This window comes from Dactylosporangium fulvum, from assembly GCF_025137375.1.
GTDB classification, from domain to species: domain Bacteria; phylum Actinomycetota; class Actinomycetes; order Mycobacteriales; family Micromonosporaceae; genus Dactylosporangium; species Dactylosporangium fulvum.
Map to the genome: position 1 here is coordinate 411,761 of NZ_CP073720.1, position 22,172 is coordinate 433,932.

The following is a 22,172-nucleotide window of genomic DNA, read 5'->3' on the forward strand; positions in this document are numbered from 1 at the left end:
CTTCGAACTGACCAAAGATCGAAGGAGAGACCAAGCGATGGCCGCACCTGTGAGTGTGGACGGTGCCGCGTTCCTGCGCGAGCACATCGAGTCCGCGTCACCCGATCTGTTGCGCACGATGGTGAAGACGTTCGCCGAAGCGCTGATGTCCGCCGAGGCCGACGCGCTGTGCGGCGCCGGTTACGGCGAGCGCAGCGACGAACGCACGAACCAGCGCAACGGCTACCGGGCCCGGGACTGGGACACCCGCGCCGGCACGGTGGAACTGGCGATCCCGAAGCTGCGCCACGGCTCCTATTTCCCGGACTGGCTGCTGCAGCACCGCCGCCGCGCCGAACAGGCCCTCGTGTCGGTGGTGGCCACCGCCTACCTGCTGGGGGTGTCGACCCGGCGGGTGGAGAAACTCGTCGAGCAACTCGGCGTCACATCGCTGTCACGCAGCCAGGTGTCGGAGATGGCCGCCCACCTGGACACGCAGGTCGAGGCGTTCCGCAACCGGCCCCTCGACGCCGCCCACTACACGTTCGTGTGGATGGACGCCCTCGTGATCAAGGTCCGGGAGCACGGCCGGACCGTCAACGTCCACGCCCTGGTCGCGGTCGGGGTCAACGCCGACGGCCAACGCGAGGTCCTCGGCCTGGACGTCGCCTCCGACCAGGCCGGCGACGAGGACGGCGCCGGCTGGCTGGCCTTCCTGCGCTCCCTGACCGCCCGCGGCCTGTCCGGGGTCAAGCTCGTGGTCTCCGACGCCCACCGCGGCCTGGTCTCGGCGATCGGCGCCGCGCTGCCCGGCGCGTCCTGGCAGCGCTGCCGCACCCACTACCTGCGCAACCTGCTCGCGAAAGTCCCCAAATCCGCCCAGCCATGGGTCGCCACCCTCGTGCGCACCGTCTTCGACCAGCCCGACGCCGCCTCGGTCCACGCCCAGTACACCCGGGTCGTGACCGCGATCGCCGAACGGTTCCCCGCCGCGGCCGAGCACCTCGACGACGCCCGCGAGGAACTGCTCGCGTTCACCGCGTTCCCCCGCGAGGTCTGGCGCCAGATCTGGTCCAACAACCCCCAAGAGCGGCTGAACAAGAAGATCCGCCGCCGCACCGACGTCGTCGGGATCTTCCCCAACCGCGCCGCCATCATCCGCCTCATCGGCGCTGTCCTGGCCGAACAGACCGACGAATGGACCGAAGGCCGCCGCTACATGGGTCTGGACATCCTCGCCAAGGCCCGCCTCACCGTGATCACGAACGAGGGAACCGACACCGAACCGACCACCACCGAACTCGCCGCGGCATAACATTCAACTATCTGGATCAGCGCTGGCCGTTCCTACACCACCAGCGCGGACGTGGCCTTTCGCGAACGGCCCGTCACCCTATCAACCCTCATTCAGACTCGTTGGCCCTGCCTGTCCAACCTTGAAGGAACAGGATCAGCGTCAACGGGCCGCAGGCGTGTATGCAGGTGAACACGGCGGCCGCGAACCAGGGGGACGGCAGCCGCTCGGTGCCTGCGAAGGCGACCCACGCCCCAAAGTCGAGCGCCAGAGCTAGACCGGCTGCACCGAGCGCGATGAACCGCTGCCAACGTCGCCGCTCGCGCCAAGGTGCGAACGCCCACCCGGCGGCGGCCACTGGCAGTAACGCGATGAGACCGGTCATCGTCCCACGACCAACCGCTGACTCCGCTCCGAGCGCGGGGAGTGCCCGCCACGCCTGAAAGCCGGCTGTCAGTATGGCCGATGCGACGACGACCAGCGTCACGGTGCCGAGCAGTACCAGCCACGCCGGCGCCATCCGGCGTAAAGATGCATCGGCACACCGGCGGCGTCCGTTGCCGCTGTGCGGCTGCCGGGTCGCATCGGCCGGGACTGTCGCTTGACGGCGTGACGACCGAACGTCCGTAAGTTCGTCTGCAGCCCGCTGGGGTGGTACTGCGCCGCTGGAAGCCGGTTCGCCAGCGGTCGACACTTTCGTCCTACCGGGACCTGCCTGACTCGCCCGGTCGAGCACTTCAAGGTCATGGCCGGCGCTGCTACGGTCGAGCGCTTCGGTGAGGCGAAGCTCGCCTGCGGCGAGCAGCATCGCAATGATATCGGTGAGGTCTACGCAGGAGGGACAGTCCAATTGCTGGCAGCCTGCGTGCCGTTCGGCGAGGGACAGGACTGTCGCATGCGTCCACGCGGCAACGAATGGGGCCTGTTGCCAACTGGGCAGCGTCCCGATAGTTTCGGTGAGTTCATCCACCCGTTGTTGCGGTACAGCAAATGCAGTTGCTGCGGCTTGGACTCTGCGGTGGAACTCGTCCCCAGTCGGACTTTCAGTCACGGCCGTCACCGTGCTGCGGCTGATCTGTCTCGACCTGAAGGCCGGAGGCGGCGAAGTCCCGTTCGCATAACAATTGGTCCCCCTTGTCCGGTGCTAGGATACCCGGCAACACGGGGTTCAGGCAGCCCCATTCCTCGTCGACAGTAGGCTCAGTCGTCGCCGCGCGGTCGAAGGTAGGCGATGGTCGCAAGGCCTGCTCGTTGCCGTGCGAGTGGACCGCGGTTCTTGGGCAGGAGGCGCCCAGGCTGTAAATCAGCGATCGCCGGAGTTGAAGAGATCTTCCAGCATCGCTTGTGATCGTGGTGGCAGTGGCTCCGGGGAAGAATCGTTCGCATAACGCACATGCGGCTTCGACGGTGGTGATGCCGATGATGTCGGCGAGTGTGCGCAGGTCGTCCTCGTCGCGGTTGCGGGCCGCGAAAGCCTTGCGAAGACGTGCTCTGCCGATGCGGCCATGACGCGGATGCCGGGGTGGTCGAACACCTCCCGCTTGCCATCGTCGCGCTGAGTCGATACGTAGGCGCTGGCCTGCTCGTTGGCCCACCACGGCGGCAGCCCTCTCCGCTTCGGCGACGTTGCGCTTTGTCGGGAATTCTCAACCCTCTGGAAGGTCCGGCTGGTCGATAGATGCTGCGTTCCTGGGCCGCCTCACGCCGATGACGACGTCTTTGCCGATGTACTTCTTAATCAAGAAGATGAGATTCTGGCCGTCGACGAGCTGCATGCGTCCGTGTTCATATGCCTTCTCCCGGCCGCCTGCAGTGAACCATGAGGTCGTGACCAGGATGCCGCGTCCCGCCTTCTTTTCCTCCATGGCGCCGGCCAGTTCGCGGATGTGGTTTACCCCAACTACGTTCTTGTAGTGTTTGGCCTGAATGATGGTCACCCCGCCGACAAACGGATCTGGGTTCTTGACCACTGCATCCACGCCATCATCCTTACTCGACGTGGTGGTCCATCCCTGCATGCCCATCGCCTCGAAGACCTGACGCACCAAATGCTCGAACTCGCCGTACCCCATGTCCATAAGATCCGGCCGGTGGTCGAGGGACGATACAGCGTCGAGACCTTCAATGAAGGCGAACCTGCTCATGTCGAAGATGAGGATCGGCTCGATCGGCTTCAAGGCATAAGGATGCTCGGACACGCGGGCATTTAGGTAACGCAAACAGTCGGCCGGGCTGACGCGGTCGAGGATGAGCCGCTCGAACGTCGTCCGCGTGACGTCAAGACTGATCAGGCACGGATACTCCTGGCGTCCGGTAGCCGGGTTGATCGAGTCCACGTGCCCGTTGAATGCCACCTTCTGCAGGCGCCTGTCAGCATCGAACAGATCACGCAGCGCCAACAGTGTCACCTGCGCGATGACGTCGCGGTAGAGCTTCTTGACTTCCGCGTCTGGACGTTTCGTCTCGACTATCGTGTCCCTGTTCTGGCCGCTCTGGACATAGCGGAACGACTTCGCGGTCGGCACGATATCGGTGCCCGGCAGTTGTAGTTGGACCACAAGCTGCTCTGCGTCGGGGTTGTATGCGACCTCGGCGCGGCGCGGGAACTGTGGTGGAAGCAGCAGCCGAGCAAGCACCTGCTCGCAATACCGCTCCACGTTTGGCCGGCGTCGCTCGTTGAGCGACGCGATCTCTGCATCGATCCGGCGGTTGTGCTCCATGCACTCCGCCCGCTCCTCCGCCACCCGGATATCGAACGCTGCGCGCGCCTGCGCCAACCGCTGTTGCCGGTCGAGCTCTTGCCGCTCCCAATTCGCCGTCGCATCGCCGAATCGGCGCCGGGCCTTCGACAGAGCGGCCTGGTAACGCTCCTTGCCGCCGAATAGCGTCGACACCATCCCGGGTGCGGCCGGCTCGAATTGCCTCCACTCAGGTCGTTGGGCCGAGGTGCCTAGGTCTCCGGCTTCGAACACCCTTCGGCTGACGGCTCGCTTCCAGCGACCCAAGTCGATCTTTGCCGGGCGTCGTATGCCCTCGACCAATAGCCCGTCGAGCATCGCAACCAACTGTGCGATGTCGGCGGTTCTGCGCTCGGCTTCATCCCTCCGGGATGCGAAGTACTTCGCCTTCTCTTCCCGCTCGGCAGCGGCGGCGGCGCGTTCAGCGGCGCGCTGATCACGTTGAGCCTGCCTCGCCAGATTCTGTTGCATCCGGTAGAAGTCCGAATTGCCCACTCGCTTGTTCGAAGCCATCGGCCACCCATCGACGCCCTCGACTCAGGTTATCGGCCGCAGCCGCCCCCGTCGAGACCTGGAGTGACTTCCCGATTGCCCTCCGTCAGGAGTGCTCTCCGCTGGGGCCGCGTCAAGTAGATCGGGGCCCAGACCCTCTTGGCGAATGGGGCAAGGTGCCCGCGATTGGGCAAAGCAGGGATCGTCCACTATGGATTCGCCTGTGCTCGTTGCGTGCTCCGGCGTTTCCGGACGCCTCCCCTTCGCCCTGGATTCGGCCTGCTGGGCTGGACTAAATTCGGGACAAGACGGTACTAAGTGGCACGCACAATACTCGTAAAACCGGACATAACTCGCCTTGTAGTCGGAAGGTTGCGGGTTCAAGTCCCGCCGTCGGCTCTTAGCTCCAGGTCAGGCTGGCGCCCCTGAGATGCCACAGAGCCGGGCCGTGCAGCAGCATGCTTACCGCTCCAGGCTCTCGTCGAGACGTCGTAGCGCTTCCCGGGTCTGGGTTATCGGGCTCCAGTTGATCCGTTACAGATCGACGGTGACAGTTTCAGCCGGCATGGGCGATCACGACGTCACGACGACGAATAGTCCATGCCAATGGCGCGCTCCCGACGGTCTAAATCTTCGCGCATCACGTTGGTTAGCGCCCGTTGGGCCTCCGCATACGTGTCCAATAGTGCGCCGCCGTTAGCAAGAGTCTGCTCGAACATACCTGCGATCGTTTTACGCAGGTTGTCCGCCTTGTCGACGATCAGCTCAGGAGCGCAGAGGCGTAGGCGCACAACATGCTCAATCAACTCCACAAGCTTGGCATCGGCTGCCTGATACGTGTCCTGCTCGATCTCATCGGTGGCGTACGTGTGACGAATTTTATTCTGGAGATCAAATGCCGATTCCACTACGCGCAAGTAGGCCAAGTACTCCTCACGGCATAGCTGCAGTTGCAGACGATCTCGTTCTACCGTGACCGCGTTCATGGCCAACTCTCGCTCGGATTTCCTGGCCCGGTTTGTGGTCCAGAGCGTGCTCGAAATACCTGCGAGGCCAACCACTGCCGTGCTGACCGTACCGATCCAGTCTGCTGCCATGGCTCGGTATGATGCCATCCGGTCCACAGTGGAGGCGACCTGACTCTGGCAGGTGCAGCGTCTGACCCACGACCAGAAGCCGGCCGGCGGCCAGGGCTACCTGGCGCCGATCCTGTGCACCTGCCGGTGCACCTCCAGGCATCGGGCCCGCGGATGCTGCACTCGGCATGCCACCTCGACGGCGGCGGTTACCCGGCAGTGGTGAGACCGTAGCGGTCGGCGAGATACAACACCGGCTCACCGCCAGCCGTCCGGACCTCGAGCACCGGCATTCCCATCGACCAACCATGCTGCACGGCCTCCGGCCGGGTCACCGGGCGTGTCGTCACGACCACACCAGCCTGCAGGAGGGCCGTTTCCCACTCTGGCGACTGCCGCACCATGGCTGGCCGGCCACGCGCCGTGGACACCAGACCCTCACGGGCCAGTTCCCCGATCGCCTCCCGCACCATCTGCCGTCCGCACCTGAACGCAGCAGAAAGGTCACTTTCGCTGGGCAGGCTGACACCGGGTGGCAGTTCGTGGGCGAAGATCCGGCGGCGCAACTCGGCGGCAATGTCGTGGTAGCTGACCCGCAGCTCGGTCGGCGAAGGCATGACAATCAATATAAGCCATATGGCCATAATGGCCAAGATGCTGCGCCGCCGGTACGGGCTACTACCTTTGTCGATCACAGGACGCGGCTTCGGCCCGGGATCAGCTTCAGACAGCGACGAGAGCAGGTCCTCCATGCTCACCCTCGTATTGGCCACGCTCTACCGGGACGCGCGCCACTCACTGGCTTCCCTCCCGTTCGCAACGGGCAACCGCTGCGGGTTCGGACTCTGCGCACCCCAGCACGGTGAATGACCGGTGCCGGTAGTGCATTCGGCGAGGGGTTGGGATGTCAGCCGTCGACGTGGGTGATCGTCGAGTCGGCGGCGTTCGCCACCGTCAGGTCGGTATCCGCGGCATCGCATCGATATCTGCGATCATCATGGGATGCGTCGGCCTCCGCATCGCCTGACCGCTGTCGAGAAGCGCGTATGGACTGGCTTCTTCGCCGGCATCGAGACGGGTCTCGCGGACCGGAGGCGCACCGTGCGGGCTTCGGTGCTCGCCGACCTCCTCGCCCGCCCGGTCGACCGTACGACACACCCGCGGGCGGCTCTGCGGCTGCGGGGTGCGACGGTCGTCGGCGTGCTCGACATCGCCCATACCGATGTGGCCGTGCCGGTGGAGCTGCACGACTGCACTCTGGCCGATCCGGTCGACGTGTCCGGCGCCCGGTTGGCCGGCCTGCACCTGGTTCGTTGCCGACTGCCAGGGCTGCAGGCCCGGCTCGTGGACGTGCGGGGAGACGTGCTGTGCACGGAGAGCACGATCGGCGGCCCGGTCGACCTGCGCGACGCGCGGATCGGCGGCGACCTCGATCTCGACCGGGCGCAGCTGCGCAATCCGGCCGGCAACGCGCTCGCGGCTGCCCGCCTCAGCGTCGGTGGCAGCCTCCGCGCCACCGAGCTGCGCACGGCCGGCGAGCTATGGCTCGGCGGTGCCCAGGTCGGCGGCAATGTGCTGCTCGACGGTGCCGTCCTGGACAACCCGGCCGGGCGGGTGGTCGGCGGCGACCGGCTGCGCGTGGGCGGCAACGTACGTGCCGGCGCCGGGTTCACCGCTGACGGCGACGTCATGCTGATCCACGTCGACGTCGGCGGTCAGCTCTGGTTCGTCGACGCCACGCTGCGCAGCCCCGACGGGTTCGCCCTGAACCTCGGTGGCAGCACGGCCGGCAGCGTGTGGCTGGGCTTCCGCGAGCCGCCGGTCGGCCGCGTGCGCCTGTCAGGTCTGCGGGTCGACACGCTGTTCGACGACCCGCGGGTCTGGCCGGCCGAACTCGACCTGGTCGGTTGCACGTACCGGCTGGTGATGTCCCGTGCGTTCGAGTCGGGCCCGCAGCCGCGCGGGCCGTCCGGGCTGGCGGCGGTCGGCGTACGTAGCCGTCTGGACTGGCTTCGCCGCAGTCCGGACGGCTATGCCCCGCAGCCGTACGAGCAGCTGGCCGAGGTGTACCGGCGCAACGGTCAGGACGTGGAGGCCCGGCGGGTACTGCTGGAAAAGCACCGGCGCCGGCGGGCGACGCTGCACTGGCCCGGGCGGTTCGCCGGCTATCTGCTCGACGGGCTGGTCGGATACGGCTACCGGACGTGGCTGGCCGGGCTGTGGCTGCTTGGCTGCTGGGCGATCGGAACGGCCGCGTTCACCCGTTGGCCGGCACCAGCCCGCAACCCGGCCGAGGCACCGGAACGCAACCCCGCGCTGTACGCGCTGGACCTACTGCTGCCGATTATCAACCTCGGACACGACACGGCATGGAAGCCAACAGGCACAGCGCAGTACATCGCGGCAGGACTGGTCGTCATGGGCTGGGTCCTCACAACCGCGGCAGTCGCCGGCCTGACCCGCCTGATCAACCGCTGACACCCAGCGGCCACCGGCAGCGCCCCGCCAACCCAGGCCACGCAACGAAACCCCAACCACTCCTCGTGCCACACCTGCATAAGAGCCATTCCGGGCCCGGAACCGCAACCGCATCGATCAACGATCAGGCGTAGCGGGCCGAAGGAGCAGGCGTCAGGCGCGAATCATTGAGGCTAGGTTGCGGTCTGCGGGACGCTGGAACGCGACTACGTGCTCGCCTCAGTTCGAAACCGCGTCGACGCCGAGTGGCGACGATCGACATCCGGAAGTCGCACGTGTGGGGGTGAGTCATTCCGCCCAGATGCAGCGACATCTACCGAAGAGGTGCCGTCGCCAACAAACGACCGGGGGCGGAGCGACGCAGCCGTTTCGATCCCAGTTTAGTGGTCGGCACGACGTAAACGCCGGAGGGCCGACTCACTCCCCAAGAGCGTGAGGTCCTTCGGCATCCCGGACAGTCAGTTCAGGGATCTGAACCGTCGGCACTTCAGAAGCCGGGAGTTGCATAAAGCTCGCGAGCAGTTCGCCGAAGCGCTCCGCCGCCGTCCGGTGAACGCCGCTCTTGGCCCAGGAGTGAAACTTCAGCGTCAGATTCGTTTCCGTAGTGATGATGTCCAGGACCGGAGCCTTGTCGCTCCGGTCCGGCCTGCGGACGTAACGGATGTCATCGAGGTCCAGTTCGATGTCGATGGTGCCCAGACGACGCAGCGAGTCCTGCTTAGCGATGAGCACGCGCTGGTTGGTGACCGCGACCCAGCCGGCATCGCGGAGGTGTAGGCCCCAGCGATCACAGGTTGCATCCGCAAGCGCGAGCACCCGCTCCCCGTTCTGCAGACGCAGCGGCAGGATGCGTTGCAGCTCTGCCGGAACGGTTCCGTCGAATACCTGAGTCGACGGCAGGGCGAGAGGCTTCGGCTCGGTCGGCGCGGGCTCGTCGCGGACTGCTGCCAGGGCCTTCTGCAGCTGCCGCACCATCCGCGCCGACTCCTTGGCTGCTCGGGCGCTGCCGCCGATCTTGAACGTCCGTTTGCCCGGCAACTCGCCGATGACAGCGAACTCCCGAGCGAGCTCCTCGAGCAGCCAATTGGTCTCGTCGAGCGCCTTGTCGTGGAGTTCCTGAGCATCCGTCACCAGCTTCTTGAGCAGTGCCGCGTCTTGCGGGTTTGACCCGGCGCTGTTGAGCAAATGGCCGGCGCGTAGCGCCTGGTACAGGAACCACGATGTCTGGGCCAGCAGGAGTGCTTGAACGTCGGCAATGATTGCCTCGCCGTGGTCAGTCAGGTACTGCTGGCGTTCCTTGTGCCCCTGCTTCGGCCGGAGTTCCTTGACGTGCGCATGAATGGCCTTCTCGAAGAGATCCCATTGTGTCGAGAGCGGTCCTTGGTAGCCGCGGATCTCCTTATAGATGGCATCGGTGACCATGCCGATCTCGCGGGCGTTGCCCAGTTCCTTCAGGAGCGTGTTGTGGTAGCCCGTCACCTGCGACCACAGCTCCTGGCGTACGACTTGCAGCACCTTGGAGGTGAGCTCGAGGTTGTGTTGAGCAAGGTCGGCAATCTGATTGAGCTGGAACTGGATGGCCATCATCGTCAGCGCCGGACCCATCGACGCGATGACAGACGCTGCCGAAGCCCCGCCGGCCGGAAGCCACCTCACCTGGGCAACGAACTTTCCCTCGCTCGCGAGGGTGCCAAGGTTCCAGCCGCCCTTCATGAGGGGCGCCGCGGTCTTGAGTTGCTCGAGCGTCTGCGGGGCCAAGCGCACGAGGCCCTGCGCCTGCATGATGCCGTTCACTCCCTGAGCGACGGTGTTGCCGAAGCCGGAAGCACTTGCGATAGCGGTGGAGATCGAGGCGCGGGTGGGCTCGTCAATGAGCGTGAACGGGATGAACTCGGCTCCGGCAGGGAGGTGATCACCGTAAAGAACCGCGAGTCCGTCTTCGATCTGCACGAGCGCAGCCAACGGCGGAGCCCCGTCCTCGCCAGCATCGGCGGTGCCAGGGCCCTCGAAGGTGGAGTCCGGTTCAATCTCGTCGTTCATGCCTGTCCTAGCCTGGGTGATTCACCGTGATCGCCAAGATGGGTTGTTCGTCGGCGTGTAGATGAGCGGAAGTGCCTGCCCTGCAAGGGAAACTTGTGATCGCGACGTCTACAGGTTTCTCTTCGAGGGAGGCACTTCCGAGGTGCAGCTTACGGCGTGGTCGAGGGGATCTGCGGGTCACCGCGGGCGGTTCGGATGTGGTGTCGCCGTGAATGCGCAAGGTGATGCTGAAGGCGGCACCGCCAGCGCACCTCGACGTTTCGCGTCCTGAGCCGACGGGTGTCAACGGGAGGACCGCTGGGGTTGGCCGCTCATCCAGGCCAGCACATCAAACACGCGCAGCGCTGAGATCGACGTAGGCAGGTCTGCGGCAGCGCGCAGCCGCAGCAGCCGGCGGTGCAGCGCCGCACCGTCCGCCCTCAGCGCTTGGTGCATCGCCGGCCAGAATGCGACCGGAGCTCCGACGACTTCACGCACGACGCTGTCGTACATCGGGATCAGCCGAGGTCGTTTGCGGGCCAGGAGCTTCCCGGCGGTGACCCAGTCGACGCCGTCGATCGTGCAAAGCCGTTCATGCAGCCACCACGCAGGCCACTGCGAACCGCCAGCGAGCTCGGTGTCCGGCAGGTCGGCCAGGTCACGGTCCTGGCCGACCTGCTCGAGCAGGTCGTTGAACTCGTCGGCCCGGTCACACAGCAACGCACCGACGGTGTCAGCGGTGACCTTGATGCTGAGGAAGCGCAGCGCGACGAGATCGTCCGCGGTGAACCGGTCAGTGTCCCGCGCCCGGGTGCCGGTGGAGTCCCAGCAATCGAACCGAGCGCCGGTGTAGGCAACACCGAGCGGGCGACCCTCGTCCCGGCGGTAGTAGGCACGCAACAGCGCCACCGCTCGATCATCGTCGTTGGGTTGCAGCGCGTCCGGCAGTCGCCATGTCACGGCGGCCACCGTATATGGCGCGTTCGCGGATCGGGAGCACCAACCGGTCCGACAAGATCGGCAAACGGCCAGCCGTTGCTGCGCGAAAGAGATGGCGGGGTGGCACCGCCACGCCGATTTTGGACCAGGGACCGTGCGGCTCACCGACGACACGCGCCTCGCGGTAAAGTCTCGACCATCCCGTAGGACGCTTGGTGTTTCTGAGGCACCGCAGGTCAGCGCGGCCGTCGGTGCCTCAGATCAGCTGAGACGGGACAGCTGGACGCCCGCAGCTGGCTTGAGCGTTCGGCGGCTTTCGCCAGTAGATCTTGCTCGTGTGTATCAGCGTGGCTGCGGTTGAGGATCGCCGCGGCGAGGCTGATGGTGTCGGGGTAGGTCGCTGCTTCCGTGGAGTCATGGTCGGTGGAAACGCCGCGGTGATGGTTGGTGGTCTGCAGCGAATATCCTCGGCATCCGGCCGGACCGAGTCGTCGAGATACGCGAGGACATCCTGACCAAGATCGACGGACCGATGCTCCGGCACGGACTCCAGGAGATGCACGGCTCCGTCATCTACCTGCCGCGCCCCCGCCGCGACCATCCCGACCCGAGCCGGATCGGGGAACGGTACGAGCAGTTCCGCTCGGCCGCCTAAGCCTGAATCCACCGACTGGCCTTGGATCGCGGCCACTGCCAGGCATTTCATCGATGTGCACTGATTGATGTGGTGGATGGGTGTGATTGATCCGCCGGGCGCTCCGGCATGCTCCATGGGCGGTGGTCGGCCCGTGGTGGGCGGTCGGTCCGGGGTCAGGCGGTGGCAGGTGGTGCGTGGACGCGGTCGAACAGGGTTTGCCACGAGCGCTGCCAGGGCCAGTGGTTCGGTAGGTGCAGGATGAGACGTCGGGCCCGGCGGGCCAGCCGGGCTGGGATGGCGATCAGGTGCCGGCGGATGGTGGCGGTACGGGCGGTGGCGTAGCGGGGGCTGGTCAGGCAGCCGGCGGCGCGCAGCAGGTTGTGGGCCATCGCGGCCAGGGTCAGCCAGGCGGCGTTGGCGGCGAACCGGCCCGACGGTAGGTGGGCCAGGGGCCCGTCGATGAGGTCGGCGAAGACCTGTTCGATGACGGCGTGGCCGCGGTGGGTCAGGTCAGCGTCCATGGTGGCTTCGGTGGTGTCGGTGAGGAAGGCGTGGTACCGCCACAGCGGGAACAACGCTTCCTGACCTGCCGGGGCGGGGTTGCGTTCCTTGACCCGGCGCACGACCAGCCGCGCGGTGACCTTGTGGCGGCTGGACTCGAACGCGGTGTAGACCGTTTCGGCGACCTCGGCCTCGGCGATCCAGCACCCGGTGTCCTCATCGAACACCGCGCCGGGGTAACGCACCGGGGTCCACGCCGCCTCGTCGATGCCGTCGATGGCCGCGCGGAGCTTGACGTTGGACTGCAGGGTGAGCGAGAAGTTCACCCCGGCCTTGCGGCAGGCCGACACCACGGCACCGGAGCCGAACGCCGAGTCGGCCCGCACCAGGACGCGGCCGGTGGCACCGCAGGCCCGGGCGGTGGCGATCGCCTGTGTGACGAGGGATGCCGCGCCGCGGGCGGAACCGGCGCTGCCGCCACGCAGCCGGGTCGCGGCGACGACCGGGGCCGCGCAGTCGGTGCTGATCGTGGCCACCAGCGGGGACAGTCCGCGCAGCCGCACGCGGTAGCCGCCGACCTTGGCATGGCCGAACCCGGCGCCCTGTTTGGCGTGGCCGTAGACCCGCCGCAGCAACGAGTCCACGTCGACATACACCTGCCCCGAATTACCGGACGCGCCGGGTAGCAGCGGCGTGGCCGCGGCGAGGGCGGCCAGCAGGTCCCGGGCCGCGGCCTCCAGCTGCAGGGCGTGGCCCCAGGTGAAGAATCGCAGGAACGACCCCAGCGTCGAGGGTGCGTACACCCCGCCGAACAGCGCCGCCATCCCACCGTGGCGTAACACGTCCAGGTCGTCGATGCTGTCCGCGCCGGCAGCCATGCCGGCCACGACCGCGGCGGCCTTGCCGCCCGGGTTCGATCCCGTGGACAGGTCCGGCCGCACCCGTGCCGTGACCAGCCCGGCCAGATCAACGCGTTCGGCCAGGCCCATCACCGGCACCAGCCCGGCACACGACACCAGATTCGCCTCGTCGAACACCGCGTCCGCCGCGCGGCGAGCATGCAACAATCGCACCTACGAGATGCCCTCTCGACCAGGGGAATGGAAGCGTAGAGAACTCCCATCCTTCCAGTTCAGAGGGCATTTCCCATACCTTCTCGTCTCCCGACGTCACGGTTGGTCGGTGGATTGAGGCTAAGGCGCCACAAGTCGCCGGTACCGTCAGCTCGTGCCGTCGAGGAGTTCTGCACGCCACGCTGCGAATCGAGTGCGGAGCCCGTCGAGTTCCTTGTCGCGTATGCCGTACCGCGCGAAGTCGTCGTCGTCCAGCACCTGAGCCTGTCCGATCGCGGCGGCGAACATGCGGCGGTCGAAGCCGCTGTCCGCCTGCTCCGCGAACCGCAGCAGCGTTTCCCGGTCGTACTGGCCGGATCGGAGCGCGGCGTCGACGTCGATGAAGTCGCGGGCGAGCGCACGCCCGTACAGCGCGGCCATCTTGTTCGTGATGGCGTCGTCGGGGTGGAGTACAGGGCCGATGGCCATCAGCACGGGTTCTTTGGCACGCCAATCAACGCCCAGCTCCACCTTCGAAGTGTGCCGGCTATCGGTGACGGTGAGACGGGTGAAGGTGTCGTACCGGAGTTCAATCCGTACCTCGAGGCCGTCACCTCGGTATGCATCGAGGACCGCGGCGACCGCCGCGCTGAATTCACTGCGCCGGTCCCACGCGGTGAAGAGATCCACGTCCTCGCTCGGGCGATGCAGGAAGCCGGCGGCCTGAACCGCATAGCCGCCGGCGAGCGCAAAGCCGTAGCGATCGGTGGCGGCCAGTCCGAGTTTGGCGAGCCGTTCATGGAAGGCGTCCATGATCAGGATGCCGTCGTTCTCGCCGCGCCGAGCTCGTGGAACCGGTCCTCCCACAAGCGGCGGAGCTGGGCCGGCAGCCAGAGCTGCGGCCAGAGCCGGATGAGCGTGGCGCCGTCGAGCCAGTCCCGAAGGTCGCTGGTGGTTGTCGCCTCGGTGAGAACGGTCTTGTACATGGACGCGAGGCGGGTCGGCCGGTCCAGGACATACTCGGCATTGCCGGACCAGTCGAGGTGGTGCGGCAACGTGACGCTGCCCGACGTCGGTCCGTGGAGTTCGGCGAGGGTCTCCGCGACGACGTATCGTTTCCGGTCGCCGTATGGGACGTAGTCGGCCGGCGGCCGAACCGTCGTGCCGGTCGTTTTTCGCCGGTTGGTGTTGGCAGCGAGGCGGGCCTCGGGGTGCAACGCTTGGCGGATGGTCTCCCGGCTGTAGCCGGTGACACGCTGTAGGTCGACTGCCCGCCACCCTGCGGCGTGGAAGGCGCGGAGTGCAGCGTCGCGCTTCGCGAGGGCTGCCTTCTTCGTCGCTTCATACTCGGCGATCACGGCACGCAGCTCGTCCTCGTCGTGGTCGCTCATGAACCCAGTCTACCGTGCTAGGCCAAGCGCGCTAGGCATGTCAGACGGGAGGCTTGTGGCGGGGTTGGAGGTGCTCACCGAGTATGCGGCGGTCGATGCCACTGCACGGCCGCCAGCGCCCCCGGGACGATGGGTGAGCCGGTGTTTCGCGGCGCAACTGGCGAACTCGGCCCCCAGCCGTAAAGTTGCTGACCAGGCCGGCATCGCCACCGGAACACGACGCTGGGCCGCAGACGCAGCGCTGGCTTCTCGGTGGCCTGCCCGGATATTCCTGCGCAGGTGGGGCTGGCGACGCCCGCCGAACCCAAGCCGAACCGGCGGTGGTCGGCAGTCTCGTGACGCATCTGCCCATTCATGCGCGGGCACTGCGGCGTACGGTGTCCGCTGAACGACTCGCCGACTCCGAGGAGGATGCCATGACAGGCCAGAACCGGACCGCCAGCATTCCGATCGCAGTGCGGCAGGTGTACGACGAGATCATCACCGCGACCGGTGCCTTCTGCCTGCGGCATCTTGACGAAGAGTACGCCGCGCTCTGCGCCAAGCTGTCGGCCAAGCTTGCCCGCAAGCGCCCGTCCCCGCTCGTCCGCGGCGATCGCCGCATCTGGGCGGCCGGCATCGTCTACGCCATCGGCCGGGTCAACTTCCTCGCCGATCCCAACCAGAAACCGCACCTGCGCACCGACACGTTGGCGGAGTTGCTCGGTGTCAAGCAGACGACGATGGCCAACAAGGGCAGGCTCATCATGGACACCCTCAACATCGGTCTGATGGACCCGGAGTTCAGCCGGCGCGAGATCATCGACAACCATCCGATGGCCTGGCTCCTGGAGGTCGACCGTCTGATCGTCGACGCCCGCAACCTGCCGGAACCGTTGCAGGTAGAAGCCTGGCAGCGCGGGCTGATCCCGTACATGCCCGCGCACGCTGCGACGAGCAAAGCGTCGACACCGCCAAGATAGGCCCCTCCAAACCGTTCGACATTGATGAGATCAACCGTAGGCTCACGGCGCTGCTCGACGCGGTATCACTGCTACTCGCAGGGTGACGTCGCCTCCGCCAGTCGTAGGCTGGCCGTCGTGGTGTGGTGAACTGTCGGGATGAGTCCGAAGAGTCGTGGGCGCCCGGCCGGTCGAGGCAAGGCGAAGACCCGCCGTCAGGAGCCCGTCCGGTCGCTGCGGCCCTCCGACCGCCTCGTCCGGGCTGCCCACGATCTGCTCACGTACACCGATCCGCTCGAAGTTGAACAATGGGCCTCCGGCTGGCTCGGCCAGGCCTGGCTGGCCGCCCCGCTCGGCGACAGGGAGCCCGAGGGGACCCTCTGCCTGGAGGTCGTCGGCCGCTGCAGCACCCGCCCGTCGGCGCACGGGTTGGCCGCCGTGGCAGCGCTGCGCAGGGTCGCCCCGCCGAGTGAACACACGCTGCTTGACGAGACGATCGACATGCTGCGGCAGTCTCAGCCGGCGCCACCGTGGCTCGATGCGGCATTCGCCCCGGTGCGGGCCTTCCGCGCCGTCGACGTGTACGACAGCGAACGGGTCCTGTTCATCGAGTACGGCACGCACACACTGCTCGCACAGATCCTCGCCACCGGCGGGACGTTCGTGGAGAAGTTGTCGTTGCTGCAGGTCGGCGCAGCCGAGGCGTGGGACAGGGCGCGAGAGCTCGGCGAGGTGCCGATGCCGATCGAGGAGGTACCTGTCACCGACGCGCTGGCCGACCTGGCCGGCTCGTTGCGGTACACCGACATGGTCTGGCCGCGCCACGACGACGAGGACTTCGTCGACCTGCGGGCGCTCGCCTGGGCGCGATCCCGTGCGTACCTCCCGGAGCGGCCGGAGTTCGAGCCCCTCGCCGACGGGGAGCGGGCTGAACTCGTCGAGGCGTTCGTCGAACTGACAACGGACTCCGAGGCATACCGGAGCCTGGCGGACCTCTTTCTCGACTACGGCGACGGGTACCTCAACAATCGCCCGCTCGGCTGGAGCCCCGACGCGGTCGCGATGTTCCTCGCCGACTGGCTGCCGAGAAAGGCGTTCCTCGACGCGGACGACCGGATCGCCCTGCCCGACGCCCTCCGTGGCTGGTTGCGGTTCGCGCTCGAGCGCCGTGGCGTTGCCGACGAGTGGATCACACCGGTGACCGCCATGGTCGACACGTGGCTGCCTCAGTTCGAGCACGCGGTCGACGACGAGACGTCCTGGGGGCCGGCGAAGCAGATCGCCGCCGAGCTGCAGGCCCGCGGCATCGACCCCCGCGACAAAGACGCCGTCAACGAGGTGATCGGCCAGTTCAACGCGGAACGCCTCGCCAACCGACTCCGTACCTGAGCCAGCGAGACCTCGCGGACCGGCTGTGCACCGAGTCTGGTCGGCCGACCACCACGCGCCACAAGTTGTCCCGCTACGAGCGCGGGCTGCGGCTGCCGCGCTGCCGATCACTCGAAGTCCTCGCTGCTTGCCTCGATGTACCGCTGCAGGACCTGCAGCAAGCCGCCGCCGAACGGCTGATGCCGGCGGTGCGACCGGGTCCTCCCATGCGAGTCTGTCGATGGTCGGGCTACTCTGCGGCAGTGGGTTCGCTGAGCCGGTCACAGCTCGATGCTCTGGTCGAGGAAGCGACCGTTGACTGCTACAACGAGGATGAGCAGTTGACGGGCCTGTTCACCATGATCGAGGACAATCTCGCGCTGCCGTTCACGACGGAGGTCCTCGGTGTCGACGGGATCGTGGCGATCTGCCACCGGAGTCGTGAGCGGTAGGCGATCGCGATCCTGGACCTTCCGTTGCCGGATCCGCCGCCCGACGGCGCACAGTGGATCGAGGCCTACCGGCATTGGGGCGGATGACGCGTGAGCGAGTATCAGTACTACGAGTTCGTAGCGATCGACCGGCCGCTGACAGCGGTCGAGCAGGGCGAACTGCGGGCGGTGTCGACGCGTGGCCGGATCAGCGCGTCGAGCTTCGTCAACGACTACCAGTGGGGTGACCTGAAAGCCGATCCACGTAAGTGGATGGAGCAATACTTCGACGCCCACCTCTACCTGGCGAACTGGGGCACTCGCCGGATCGCGCTGCGGCTGCCGGTACAACTGCTGGATCCGGATCTTGCGGCGACGTGCTACGTGGGTGACTCCGCCTCCTCGTGGGCCACGGACGAGCACGTGATCCTCGACCTGTACAGCAGGGACGAAGACGGCGACGACGAGTGGTAGGAAGACGAAGCCGCGCTCGCGTCGATCGTTCCCATCCGGGCGGAACTGGCCGCCGGCGACAACCGGCTGCTCTACCTGGCGTGGCTGTTGTGCGTGCAGAGCGAGGAGCTGGACGAGGACGAGCTGGAGCCGCCGGTCCCGCCCGGCCTGGCCAGGCTGTCCGGGCCGCTGCGCAGCCTCGCCGACTTCCTGCGCCTGGACAAGGATCTCCTTCAGGCGGCGGCTCAGGCCAGCGCACCCCTGACCACGAAGGTGTCTTCGGTGGCGGCCGTGACGAATTGGGTGCAGCGGCTGCCGGAGGCGGACAAGGACGAGGTCATCGTGCGGCTGCTGCGCGGCGACGGCGCGCACCTTCGCGCCGAGTTGCTGCGCCGGTACGGCGGCGGGACAGCAACCGAGGCAGTGCGCAGCGGTCGGACGGTGGGCGAGTTGCTGGCCGGCGCCGAGACGCGCTGGGCAGGCCGGCAGCGGCAGGCCGAGGAGCGTAACGCGGCTGAACAGGCGCGCCGGGAGGCAGTAGCCGCCGCTGCCCGCGAGCAGCGCCTCGACGTGCTGGCCGTCGACCCTGAGCGGGCGTGGCAGCAGGTGGCGGAGCTGATCGCGACCAAGAAGCCCAAGGAGTACGACGCGGCGGTCGCGTTCCGTGTCAAGTAGGCGTGTTGAATCTTTTCTCAGCCGAAGCTGACCTCTTTCCGGCGGGGCTTGGGTTGGGGGGCATGAGGGCATCGGACAGGGAGCCCCAAGACTCCGACCGGCCAATGCGCGAGCCGCCTACGCTCGCTATAGGGCGGTTGCCCACCCGCCACGGCCTTGGTCTGTCCATTGTGGATGCTGTTGCTTCCGCCCGCGGCACCGTGGTCACCGCTTGCGCCGGGACCGGCGGCGGCCTGTCCGTCGAGGTCACCTTCCCGGCGGTCCGGGACGAGTCGTTGGCCGTCCCGCCAGCCATTCGCTGACCATCGGCGTTCCCGGGCTCTCCACCGGTGCTGACTGCTTGACACGCACCCAGTTCCGATGCACCCTCATTCCACTAGTAACCTAGTGGAACGGGATTATGGGTGATCGACTTCCACCTCGACGCGCGCTCGGGGATCGCCCCGTATCTGCAGATCGTCAGGCAGGTACGCCAGGCGCTGCTGCTGGGGCTGCTGTCCGAGGGCGACAAACTGCCCACGGTCAAGGAGGTGGTCGCCAAGGTAGCGATCAACCCGAACACCGTGAGCAAGGCGTACCGCGAACTCGAACACCTCGGCCTGGCCGCGGCAAAGCCGGGGGTGGGCACTTTCATCACCCGATCGCTCGGCCACGCATCGCTCACCACGCACGGTCCGTTGCAGCAGGAGCTGCGCGCCTGGATGGACAAGGCCCGCGCTGCGGGCCTGACCGAGCCGGGCATCGAGGCGATGTTCCAGAACACCCTGCGCGAGAGCGCCGAAGAGGAGCAATGAACGCGATACTGCAAGCCCATGCGCTGGGCAAGCGATACGGCCAGCGCCAGGCGCTGGCCGACTGCACCCTTGATCTCCCGCCGGGGCACGTCGTCGGCCTGGTCGGGCCCAACGGCGCGGGCAAGACCACGCTGCTGAAGATCGCCTGCGGCATGCTCGCGCCGACCACGGGGCGGATCGAGGTGCTGGGCGAACAGCCCAACGGCGGAACCGCGCAACTGGCCCGAGTCGGGTACGTCGCCCAGGACACACCCACCTACGCGAGCCTGTCCGTCGCCGACCACCTGAAGCTCGGCGCCAAGATGAACCCGGCCTGGGACGCGAAGCTCGCACAGGCCCGCATCGAGCAGCTCGGCCTCAACCCGAAGCAGAAGGCGGGCAAGCTCTCCGGCGGGCAGCGCGCCCAGCTCGCCCTGACCGTCGCGGTCGCCAAGCGACCCGAATTGCTCATCCTCGACGAACCGGTCGCCAGCCTCGACCCGCTGGCCCGCCGCGACTTCCTGCGGCACCTGATGGAGTCGGTCGCCGAGCACGACACCAGCGTCATCCTCTCCTCCCACCTGGTCTCCGACCTCGAACGCGTCTGCGACTACCTGGTCGTGCTGGTCTCCTCCCGCGTACAGCTCGTCGGCGAAACCGATGATCTGCTCACGCAGCACCACCGGATCGTGTGCACGCGGCGCCAGGAGTCCGACCTGCCCGCGGGGCTGAAGGTCATCTCGGCGGAGCACACCGACCGGCAGTCCACGTTCGTCGTGCGAAGCGACAGCGAACTGCCCGCCGGGGACTGGTCCGCCGAACACCTCGAACTGGAGGACCTCGTGCTGACCTACATGGAGCGGCCCGTCGACCACGACGGCGATACCGCGATGCAACTGACGGGAGAAGCGCGATGATCTGGGTGACCTGGCGGCAGTTCCGTGCCCAGGCCCTCACCGTCCTGGTCCTGCTCGCCGCCGCCGCGATCGGCTTCCTGGTCACCGGGTTGCGGATGCACCACAGCTACGCCGCGGACCTGGCCGCATGCGCCTCGCTGCACGCCTGCGACGGAGCAACCCCCGCCGCGCGGGCGCTGGGTGCCCAGCTCAGCCTGTTGCAGCGAAGCTATGAGCCGATGTTCGAGCTCCTGCAACTCCTCGTAATCGCCGTGCCGGCGCTGATCGGCATCTTCTGGGGCGCGCCGCTGATCGGCCGTGAACTGGAAACCGGTACACACCAACTCGCCTGGAACCAGACCGTCACGCGCACCCGGTGGCTCGCGGTCAAACTCACCGTCGTCGGCGTCGCCGCGATCGCCACCGCCGCGATCTTCAGCTGGCTGCTGACCTGGTGGGCCGGGCCGCTGGACCACCTCAACGGGAACCGGTGGGCGGCGATGACCTTCGCCTCACGCGACATCGTCCCGCTCGGCTACGCCGCGTTCGCCTTCACCCTGGGCACCACGCTGGGACTGCTGCTGCGCCGCACCCTGCCGGCCATGGCCATCACCCTCGCCGTGTTCATCGCCATCCAGATGCTCGTGCCCACCCTCATCCGACCCCACCTGCTGCCGTCGACCACGACCACCTTCCCGATCAACCAGGCCAGCACGAGCCAGTTCCACGGCTTCTCGGGCTCGCAGACGGACTTCCACTTTGACCTGCCGACACCGCGGGGCGCGTGGCTGATATCCCAGCCGCCCGTGAAGAACTCGTCCGGCCAGGTGGTCCGCATAGAGGACTACTCCGACTGCTTCCCGGGTCAGGACGGAGGCGGCCAGGGCGATGACCCGGACTTGGATCAGATCGGCGCCTGCCTCGCCGAGAACAACCTCCACGAGACAGTCACCTACCAGCCCGCGAGCCACTACTGGCCGCTGCAGTGGATGGAAGCCGGGATCTTCCTCGTGCTCGCCGGGGCGCTGGCCGGTACCTGCTTCTGGTGGATCCGGCGCCGACAGAACTGAACGTTCGCCCGCCCAGATACTCGGAGACTGTCGCGAGTGGCGTCGACCCGCTCAAACCGAACGGCGTGAGCCTCGATGTGGCTAGCGGCCAGATCGAGGCCGCCGAAACCCCGCACACGAGCGTCGTCGAGTCCAGCCATCTCACGTGCCGTATGACGGCCAGAGCCCCGTTGCTGCCCTGGCTGACGAAGCCGTTTCGCAAGCCGAACGCCGCCGGGGTGTTGCGGGCGTTGGCATTGGCCGCAGACCCCGAACGCGCCGAACCATCGGAACAACTGGGCGCTGGTCCAGGTGGTCGAGCTCAGCGATGATGCGCAACTGCGCGAGTGGCTGGTGGGCTCGGCCCGATGAGCTGACCGACGTCGACCCGCCAAGATCACCAGAAGTTCTGCGAGATCGAGGGATGGGAGCCCGTCCGAACCGGCACCCACCACCTGACCTACGAGCTGGCGCTGCCAGACGGCCGGACTCTGCGAACCCGAATCTCCCATCCACCGGACCGCAGCACCTACGGTCCCGGCATCTGGAGTCACACCCTGCGTGACCAACTCGACGTCACCGAGGACGTCTTCTGGACCTGTGCGCGCGACGGCGGCAAACCGGCTCTGGGCAGGCCTGAATTGCCAACGGCCGAACCGATCCCGGCCGAGGTGGTGCACCTGCTCATCACCCGAGTCGGCCTCACCGAACCGGACGTGGCGCGAATGACGAAGGACGAGGCCATCCCGCGTAGGGTCGCATCGGAAGACGGAAGCGATCATGGTTTCTGTTGAGGTGTTCGACGAGCTGACCGCCGAGCGGAATCAATCACTTGCGCAAGCCGCTGCGTCCGTGCGAGCCGAGGGACTCGCGGTCAGCTCCGACGCTGAGGCGATCATGGAACGGTGGGCTCGCGGCGAGCTCAGTGCAAGCCAGATGCGAGAACTGGTTCGGCAGCTCCACGTCTCATGACCGTCGCATAGCGTTCAA

The 22,172-nt window shown here is 67.0% G+C and carries 21 protein-coding genes; 12 read left to right on the forward strand and 9 right to left on the reverse strand.

The window, feature by feature from the left end; translation table 11 throughout:
- The first annotated feature begins 37 nt into the window (after positions 1 to 37).
- Entirely contained in the window at positions 38 to 1,294 is a 1,257-nt protein-coding gene (locus Dfulv_RS01900) for an IS256 family transposase (protein WP_259860864.1), read from the forward strand.
- Positions 1,295 to 1,382: 88 nt separating this feature from the next.
- On the opposite strand, the gene Dfulv_RS01905 is transcribed toward Dfulv_RS01900, so the two are convergent.
- The 4 genes from Dfulv_RS01905 to Dfulv_RS01920 form a co-directional block, all read right to left on the reverse strand.
- Positions 1,383 to 2,243 carry a hypothetical protein gene (locus tag Dfulv_RS01905; RefSeq protein WP_259860865.1) on the reverse strand — a complete coding sequence of 287 codons (861 nt, stop codon included), beginning with the start codon at positions 2,241 to 2,243 and terminating at the stop codon, positions 1,383 to 1,385.
- Between the two features lie 676 nt (positions 2,244 to 2,919).
- Entirely contained in the window at positions 2,920 to 4,524 is a 1,605-nt protein-coding gene (locus Dfulv_RS01910) for a restriction endonuclease (protein ID WP_259860866.1), read from the reverse strand.
- A gap of 560 nt (positions 4,525 to 5,084) precedes the next feature.
- Positions 5,085 to 5,600: a hypothetical protein gene (locus Dfulv_RS01915; RefSeq protein WP_259860867.1), complete on the reverse strand. Its 516-nt coding sequence runs from the start codon at positions 5,598 to 5,600 to the stop codon at positions 5,085 to 5,087.
- Positions 5,601 to 5,788: 188 nt separating this feature from the next.
- On the reverse strand, positions 5,789 to 6,331 hold the full coding sequence (locus Dfulv_RS01920; RefSeq protein WP_259860868.1) for a GntR family transcriptional regulator: 543 nt from the start codon (positions 6,329 to 6,331) through the stop codon (positions 5,789 to 5,791).
- A 250-nt stretch (positions 6,332 to 6,581) separates the two neighbouring features.
- Between Dfulv_RS01920 and Dfulv_RS01925 the strand changes: the two genes are divergently transcribed.
- Positions 6,582 to 8,057 (forward strand): hypothetical protein, encoded by a 1,476-nt coding sequence (locus Dfulv_RS01925; protein ID WP_259860869.1) that lies wholly within the window; start codon positions 6,582 to 6,584, stop codon positions 8,055 to 8,057.
- A 417-nt stretch (positions 8,058 to 8,474) separates the two neighbouring features.
- On the opposite strand, the gene Dfulv_RS01930 is transcribed toward Dfulv_RS01925, so the two are convergent.
- Both Dfulv_RS01930 and Dfulv_RS01935 read right to left on the reverse strand, forming a co-directional pair.
- Positions 8,475 to 10,097: a hypothetical protein gene (locus Dfulv_RS01930; RefSeq protein ID WP_259860870.1), complete on the reverse strand. Its 1,623-nt coding sequence runs from the start codon at positions 10,095 to 10,097 to the stop codon at positions 8,475 to 8,477.
- 282 nt (positions 10,098 to 10,379) lie between these two features.
- Positions 10,380 to 11,036: a DUF6308 family protein gene (locus Dfulv_RS01935; protein WP_259860871.1), complete on the reverse strand. Its 657-nt coding sequence runs from the start codon at positions 11,034 to 11,036 to the stop codon at positions 10,380 to 10,382.
- A 511-nt stretch (positions 11,037 to 11,547) separates the two neighbouring features.
- Between Dfulv_RS01935 and Dfulv_RS01940 the strand changes: the two genes are divergently transcribed.
- Positions 11,548 to 11,670, forward strand: coding sequence for a hypothetical protein (locus Dfulv_RS01940; RefSeq protein WP_259860872.1), 123 nt, complete (start codon positions 11,548 to 11,550; stop codon positions 11,668 to 11,670).
- Positions 11,671 to 11,825: 155 nt separating this feature from the next.
- Here the strand turns inward: Dfulv_RS01940 and Dfulv_RS01945 are convergent, their stop codons facing one another.
- The 3 genes from Dfulv_RS01945 to Dfulv_RS01955 all read right to left on the reverse strand — a co-directional run bounded on the left by Dfulv_RS01945 (position 11,826) and on the right by Dfulv_RS01955 (position 14,596).
- Positions 11,826 to 13,226: an IS1380 family transposase gene (locus tag Dfulv_RS01945; protein ID WP_259860873.1), complete on the reverse strand. Its 1,401-nt coding sequence runs from the start codon at positions 13,224 to 13,226 to the stop codon at positions 11,826 to 11,828.
- A gap of 147 nt (positions 13,227 to 13,373) precedes the next feature.
- Entirely contained in the window at positions 13,374 to 14,018 is a 645-nt protein-coding gene (locus Dfulv_RS01950) for a nucleotidyl transferase AbiEii/AbiGii toxin family protein (protein ID WP_259860874.1), read from the reverse strand.
- Positions 14,019 to 14,020: 2 nt separating this feature from the next.
- Complete coding sequence (locus tag Dfulv_RS01955; protein ID WP_259860875.1) at positions 14,021 to 14,596, reverse strand: hypothetical protein; 576 nt, start codon at positions 14,594 to 14,596, stop codon at positions 14,021 to 14,023.
- Between the two features lie 335 nt (positions 14,597 to 14,931).
- Here Dfulv_RS01955 and Dfulv_RS01960 point away from each other — a divergent pair, with 335 nt between their 5' ends.
- The 9 genes from Dfulv_RS01960 to Dfulv_RS48720 all read left to right on the forward strand — a co-directional run bounded on the left by Dfulv_RS01960 (position 14,932) and on the right by Dfulv_RS48720 (position 22,154).
- Positions 14,932 to 15,558, forward strand: coding sequence for a DUF6398 domain-containing protein (locus tag Dfulv_RS01960; protein WP_259860876.1), 627 nt, complete (start codon positions 14,932 to 14,934; stop codon positions 15,556 to 15,558).
- Between the two features lie 138 nt (positions 15,559 to 15,696).
- Positions 15,697 to 16,926: a hypothetical protein gene (locus Dfulv_RS01965; RefSeq protein WP_259860877.1), complete on the forward strand. Its 1,230-nt coding sequence runs from the start codon at positions 15,697 to 15,699 to the stop codon at positions 16,924 to 16,926.
- 65 nt (positions 16,927 to 16,991) lie between these two features.
- The gene (locus Dfulv_RS01970) at positions 16,992 to 17,357 is read left to right on the forward strand and encodes a calcium-binding protein (RefSeq protein ID WP_259860878.1); all 366 of its coding nucleotides are present in this window, start codon (positions 16,992 to 16,994) and stop codon (positions 17,355 to 17,357) included.
- Between the two features lie 90 nt (positions 17,358 to 17,447).
- The gene (locus Dfulv_RS01975; protein WP_259860879.1) at positions 17,448 to 17,810 is read left to right on the forward strand and encodes a hypothetical protein; all 363 of its coding nucleotides are present in this window, start codon (positions 17,448 to 17,450) and stop codon (positions 17,808 to 17,810) included.
- A gap of 93 nt (positions 17,811 to 17,903) precedes the next feature.
- Positions 17,904 to 18,464 (forward strand): hypothetical protein, encoded by a 561-nt coding sequence (locus tag Dfulv_RS01980; RefSeq protein WP_259860880.1) that lies wholly within the window; start codon positions 17,904 to 17,906, stop codon positions 18,462 to 18,464.
- A gap of 404 nt (positions 18,465 to 18,868) precedes the next feature.
- Complete coding sequence (locus tag Dfulv_RS01990; protein ID WP_259860881.1) at positions 18,869 to 19,258, forward strand: GntR family transcriptional regulator; 390 nt, start codon at positions 18,869 to 18,871, stop codon at positions 19,256 to 19,258.
- Positions 19,255 to 20,154, forward strand: a complete 900-nt coding sequence (locus tag Dfulv_RS01995; protein ID WP_259860882.1) for an ABC transporter ATP-binding protein — start codon at positions 19,255 to 19,257, stop codon at positions 20,152 to 20,154. Before Dfulv_RS01990 ends, Dfulv_RS01995 begins: the two co-directional genes overlap by 4 nt.
- On the forward strand, positions 20,151 to 21,203 hold the full coding sequence (locus tag Dfulv_RS02000) for an ABC transporter permease (RefSeq protein WP_259860883.1): 1,053 nt from the start codon (positions 20,151 to 20,153) through the stop codon (positions 21,201 to 21,203). The genes Dfulv_RS01995 and Dfulv_RS02000 overlap by 4 nt, the downstream gene beginning before the upstream one ends.
- A 759-nt stretch (positions 21,204 to 21,962) precedes the next feature.
- The gene (locus Dfulv_RS48720) at positions 21,963 to 22,154 is read left to right on the forward strand and encodes an antitoxin VbhA family protein (protein ID WP_406567917.1); all 192 of its coding nucleotides are present in this window, start codon (positions 21,963 to 21,965) and stop codon (positions 22,152 to 22,154) included.
- Positions 22,155 to 22,172 lie beyond the last annotated feature (18 nt).

Coding starts and splice junctions, on each gene's coding strand:
- Dfulv_RS01900 (WP_259860864.1), top strand. CDS start 38: ATGGCCGCACCTGTGAGTGTGGACGGTGCCGCGTTCCTGCGCGAGCAC.
- Dfulv_RS01955 (WP_259860875.1), bottom strand. CDS start 14,596: ATGAGCGACCACGACGAGGACGAGCTGCGTGCCGTGATCGCCGAGTAT.
- Dfulv_RS48720 (WP_406567917.1), top strand. CDS start 21,963: ATGGTTTCTGTTGAGGTGTTCGACGAGCTGACCGCCGAGCGGAATCAA.
- Dfulv_RS01920 (WP_259860868.1), bottom strand. CDS start 6,331: ATGGAGGACCTGCTCTCGTCGCTGTCTGAAGCTGATCCCGGGCCGAAG.
- Dfulv_RS01915 (WP_259860867.1), bottom strand. CDS start 5,600: ATGGCAGCAGACTGGATCGGTACGGTCAGCACGGCAGTGGTTGGCCTC.
- Dfulv_RS01950 (WP_259860874.1), bottom strand. CDS start 14,018: ATGGACGCCTTCCATGAACGGCTCGCCAAACTCGGACTGGCCGCCACC.
- Dfulv_RS01940 (WP_259860872.1), top strand. CDS start 11,548: ATGCTCCGGCACGGACTCCAGGAGATGCACGGCTCCGTCATCTACCTG.
- Dfulv_RS01925 (WP_259860869.1), top strand. CDS start 6,582: ATGCGTCGGCCTCCGCATCGCCTGACCGCTGTCGAGAAGCGCGTATGG.
- Dfulv_RS02000 (WP_259860883.1), top strand. CDS start 20,151: ATGATCTGGGTGACCTGGCGGCAGTTCCGTGCCCAGGCCCTCACCGTC.
- Dfulv_RS01965 (WP_259860877.1), top strand. CDS start 15,697: ATGAGTCCGAAGAGTCGTGGGCGCCCGGCCGGTCGAGGCAAGGCGAAG.
- Dfulv_RS01930 (WP_259860870.1), bottom strand. CDS start 10,097: ATGAACGACGAGATTGAACCGGACTCCACCTTCGAGGGCCCTGGCACC.
- Dfulv_RS01910 (WP_259860866.1), bottom strand. CDS start 4,524: ATGGCTTCGAACAAGCGAGTGGGCAATTCGGACTTCTACCGGATGCAA.
- Dfulv_RS01995 (WP_259860882.1), top strand. CDS start 19,255: ATGAACGCGATACTGCAAGCCCATGCGCTGGGCAAGCGATACGGCCAG.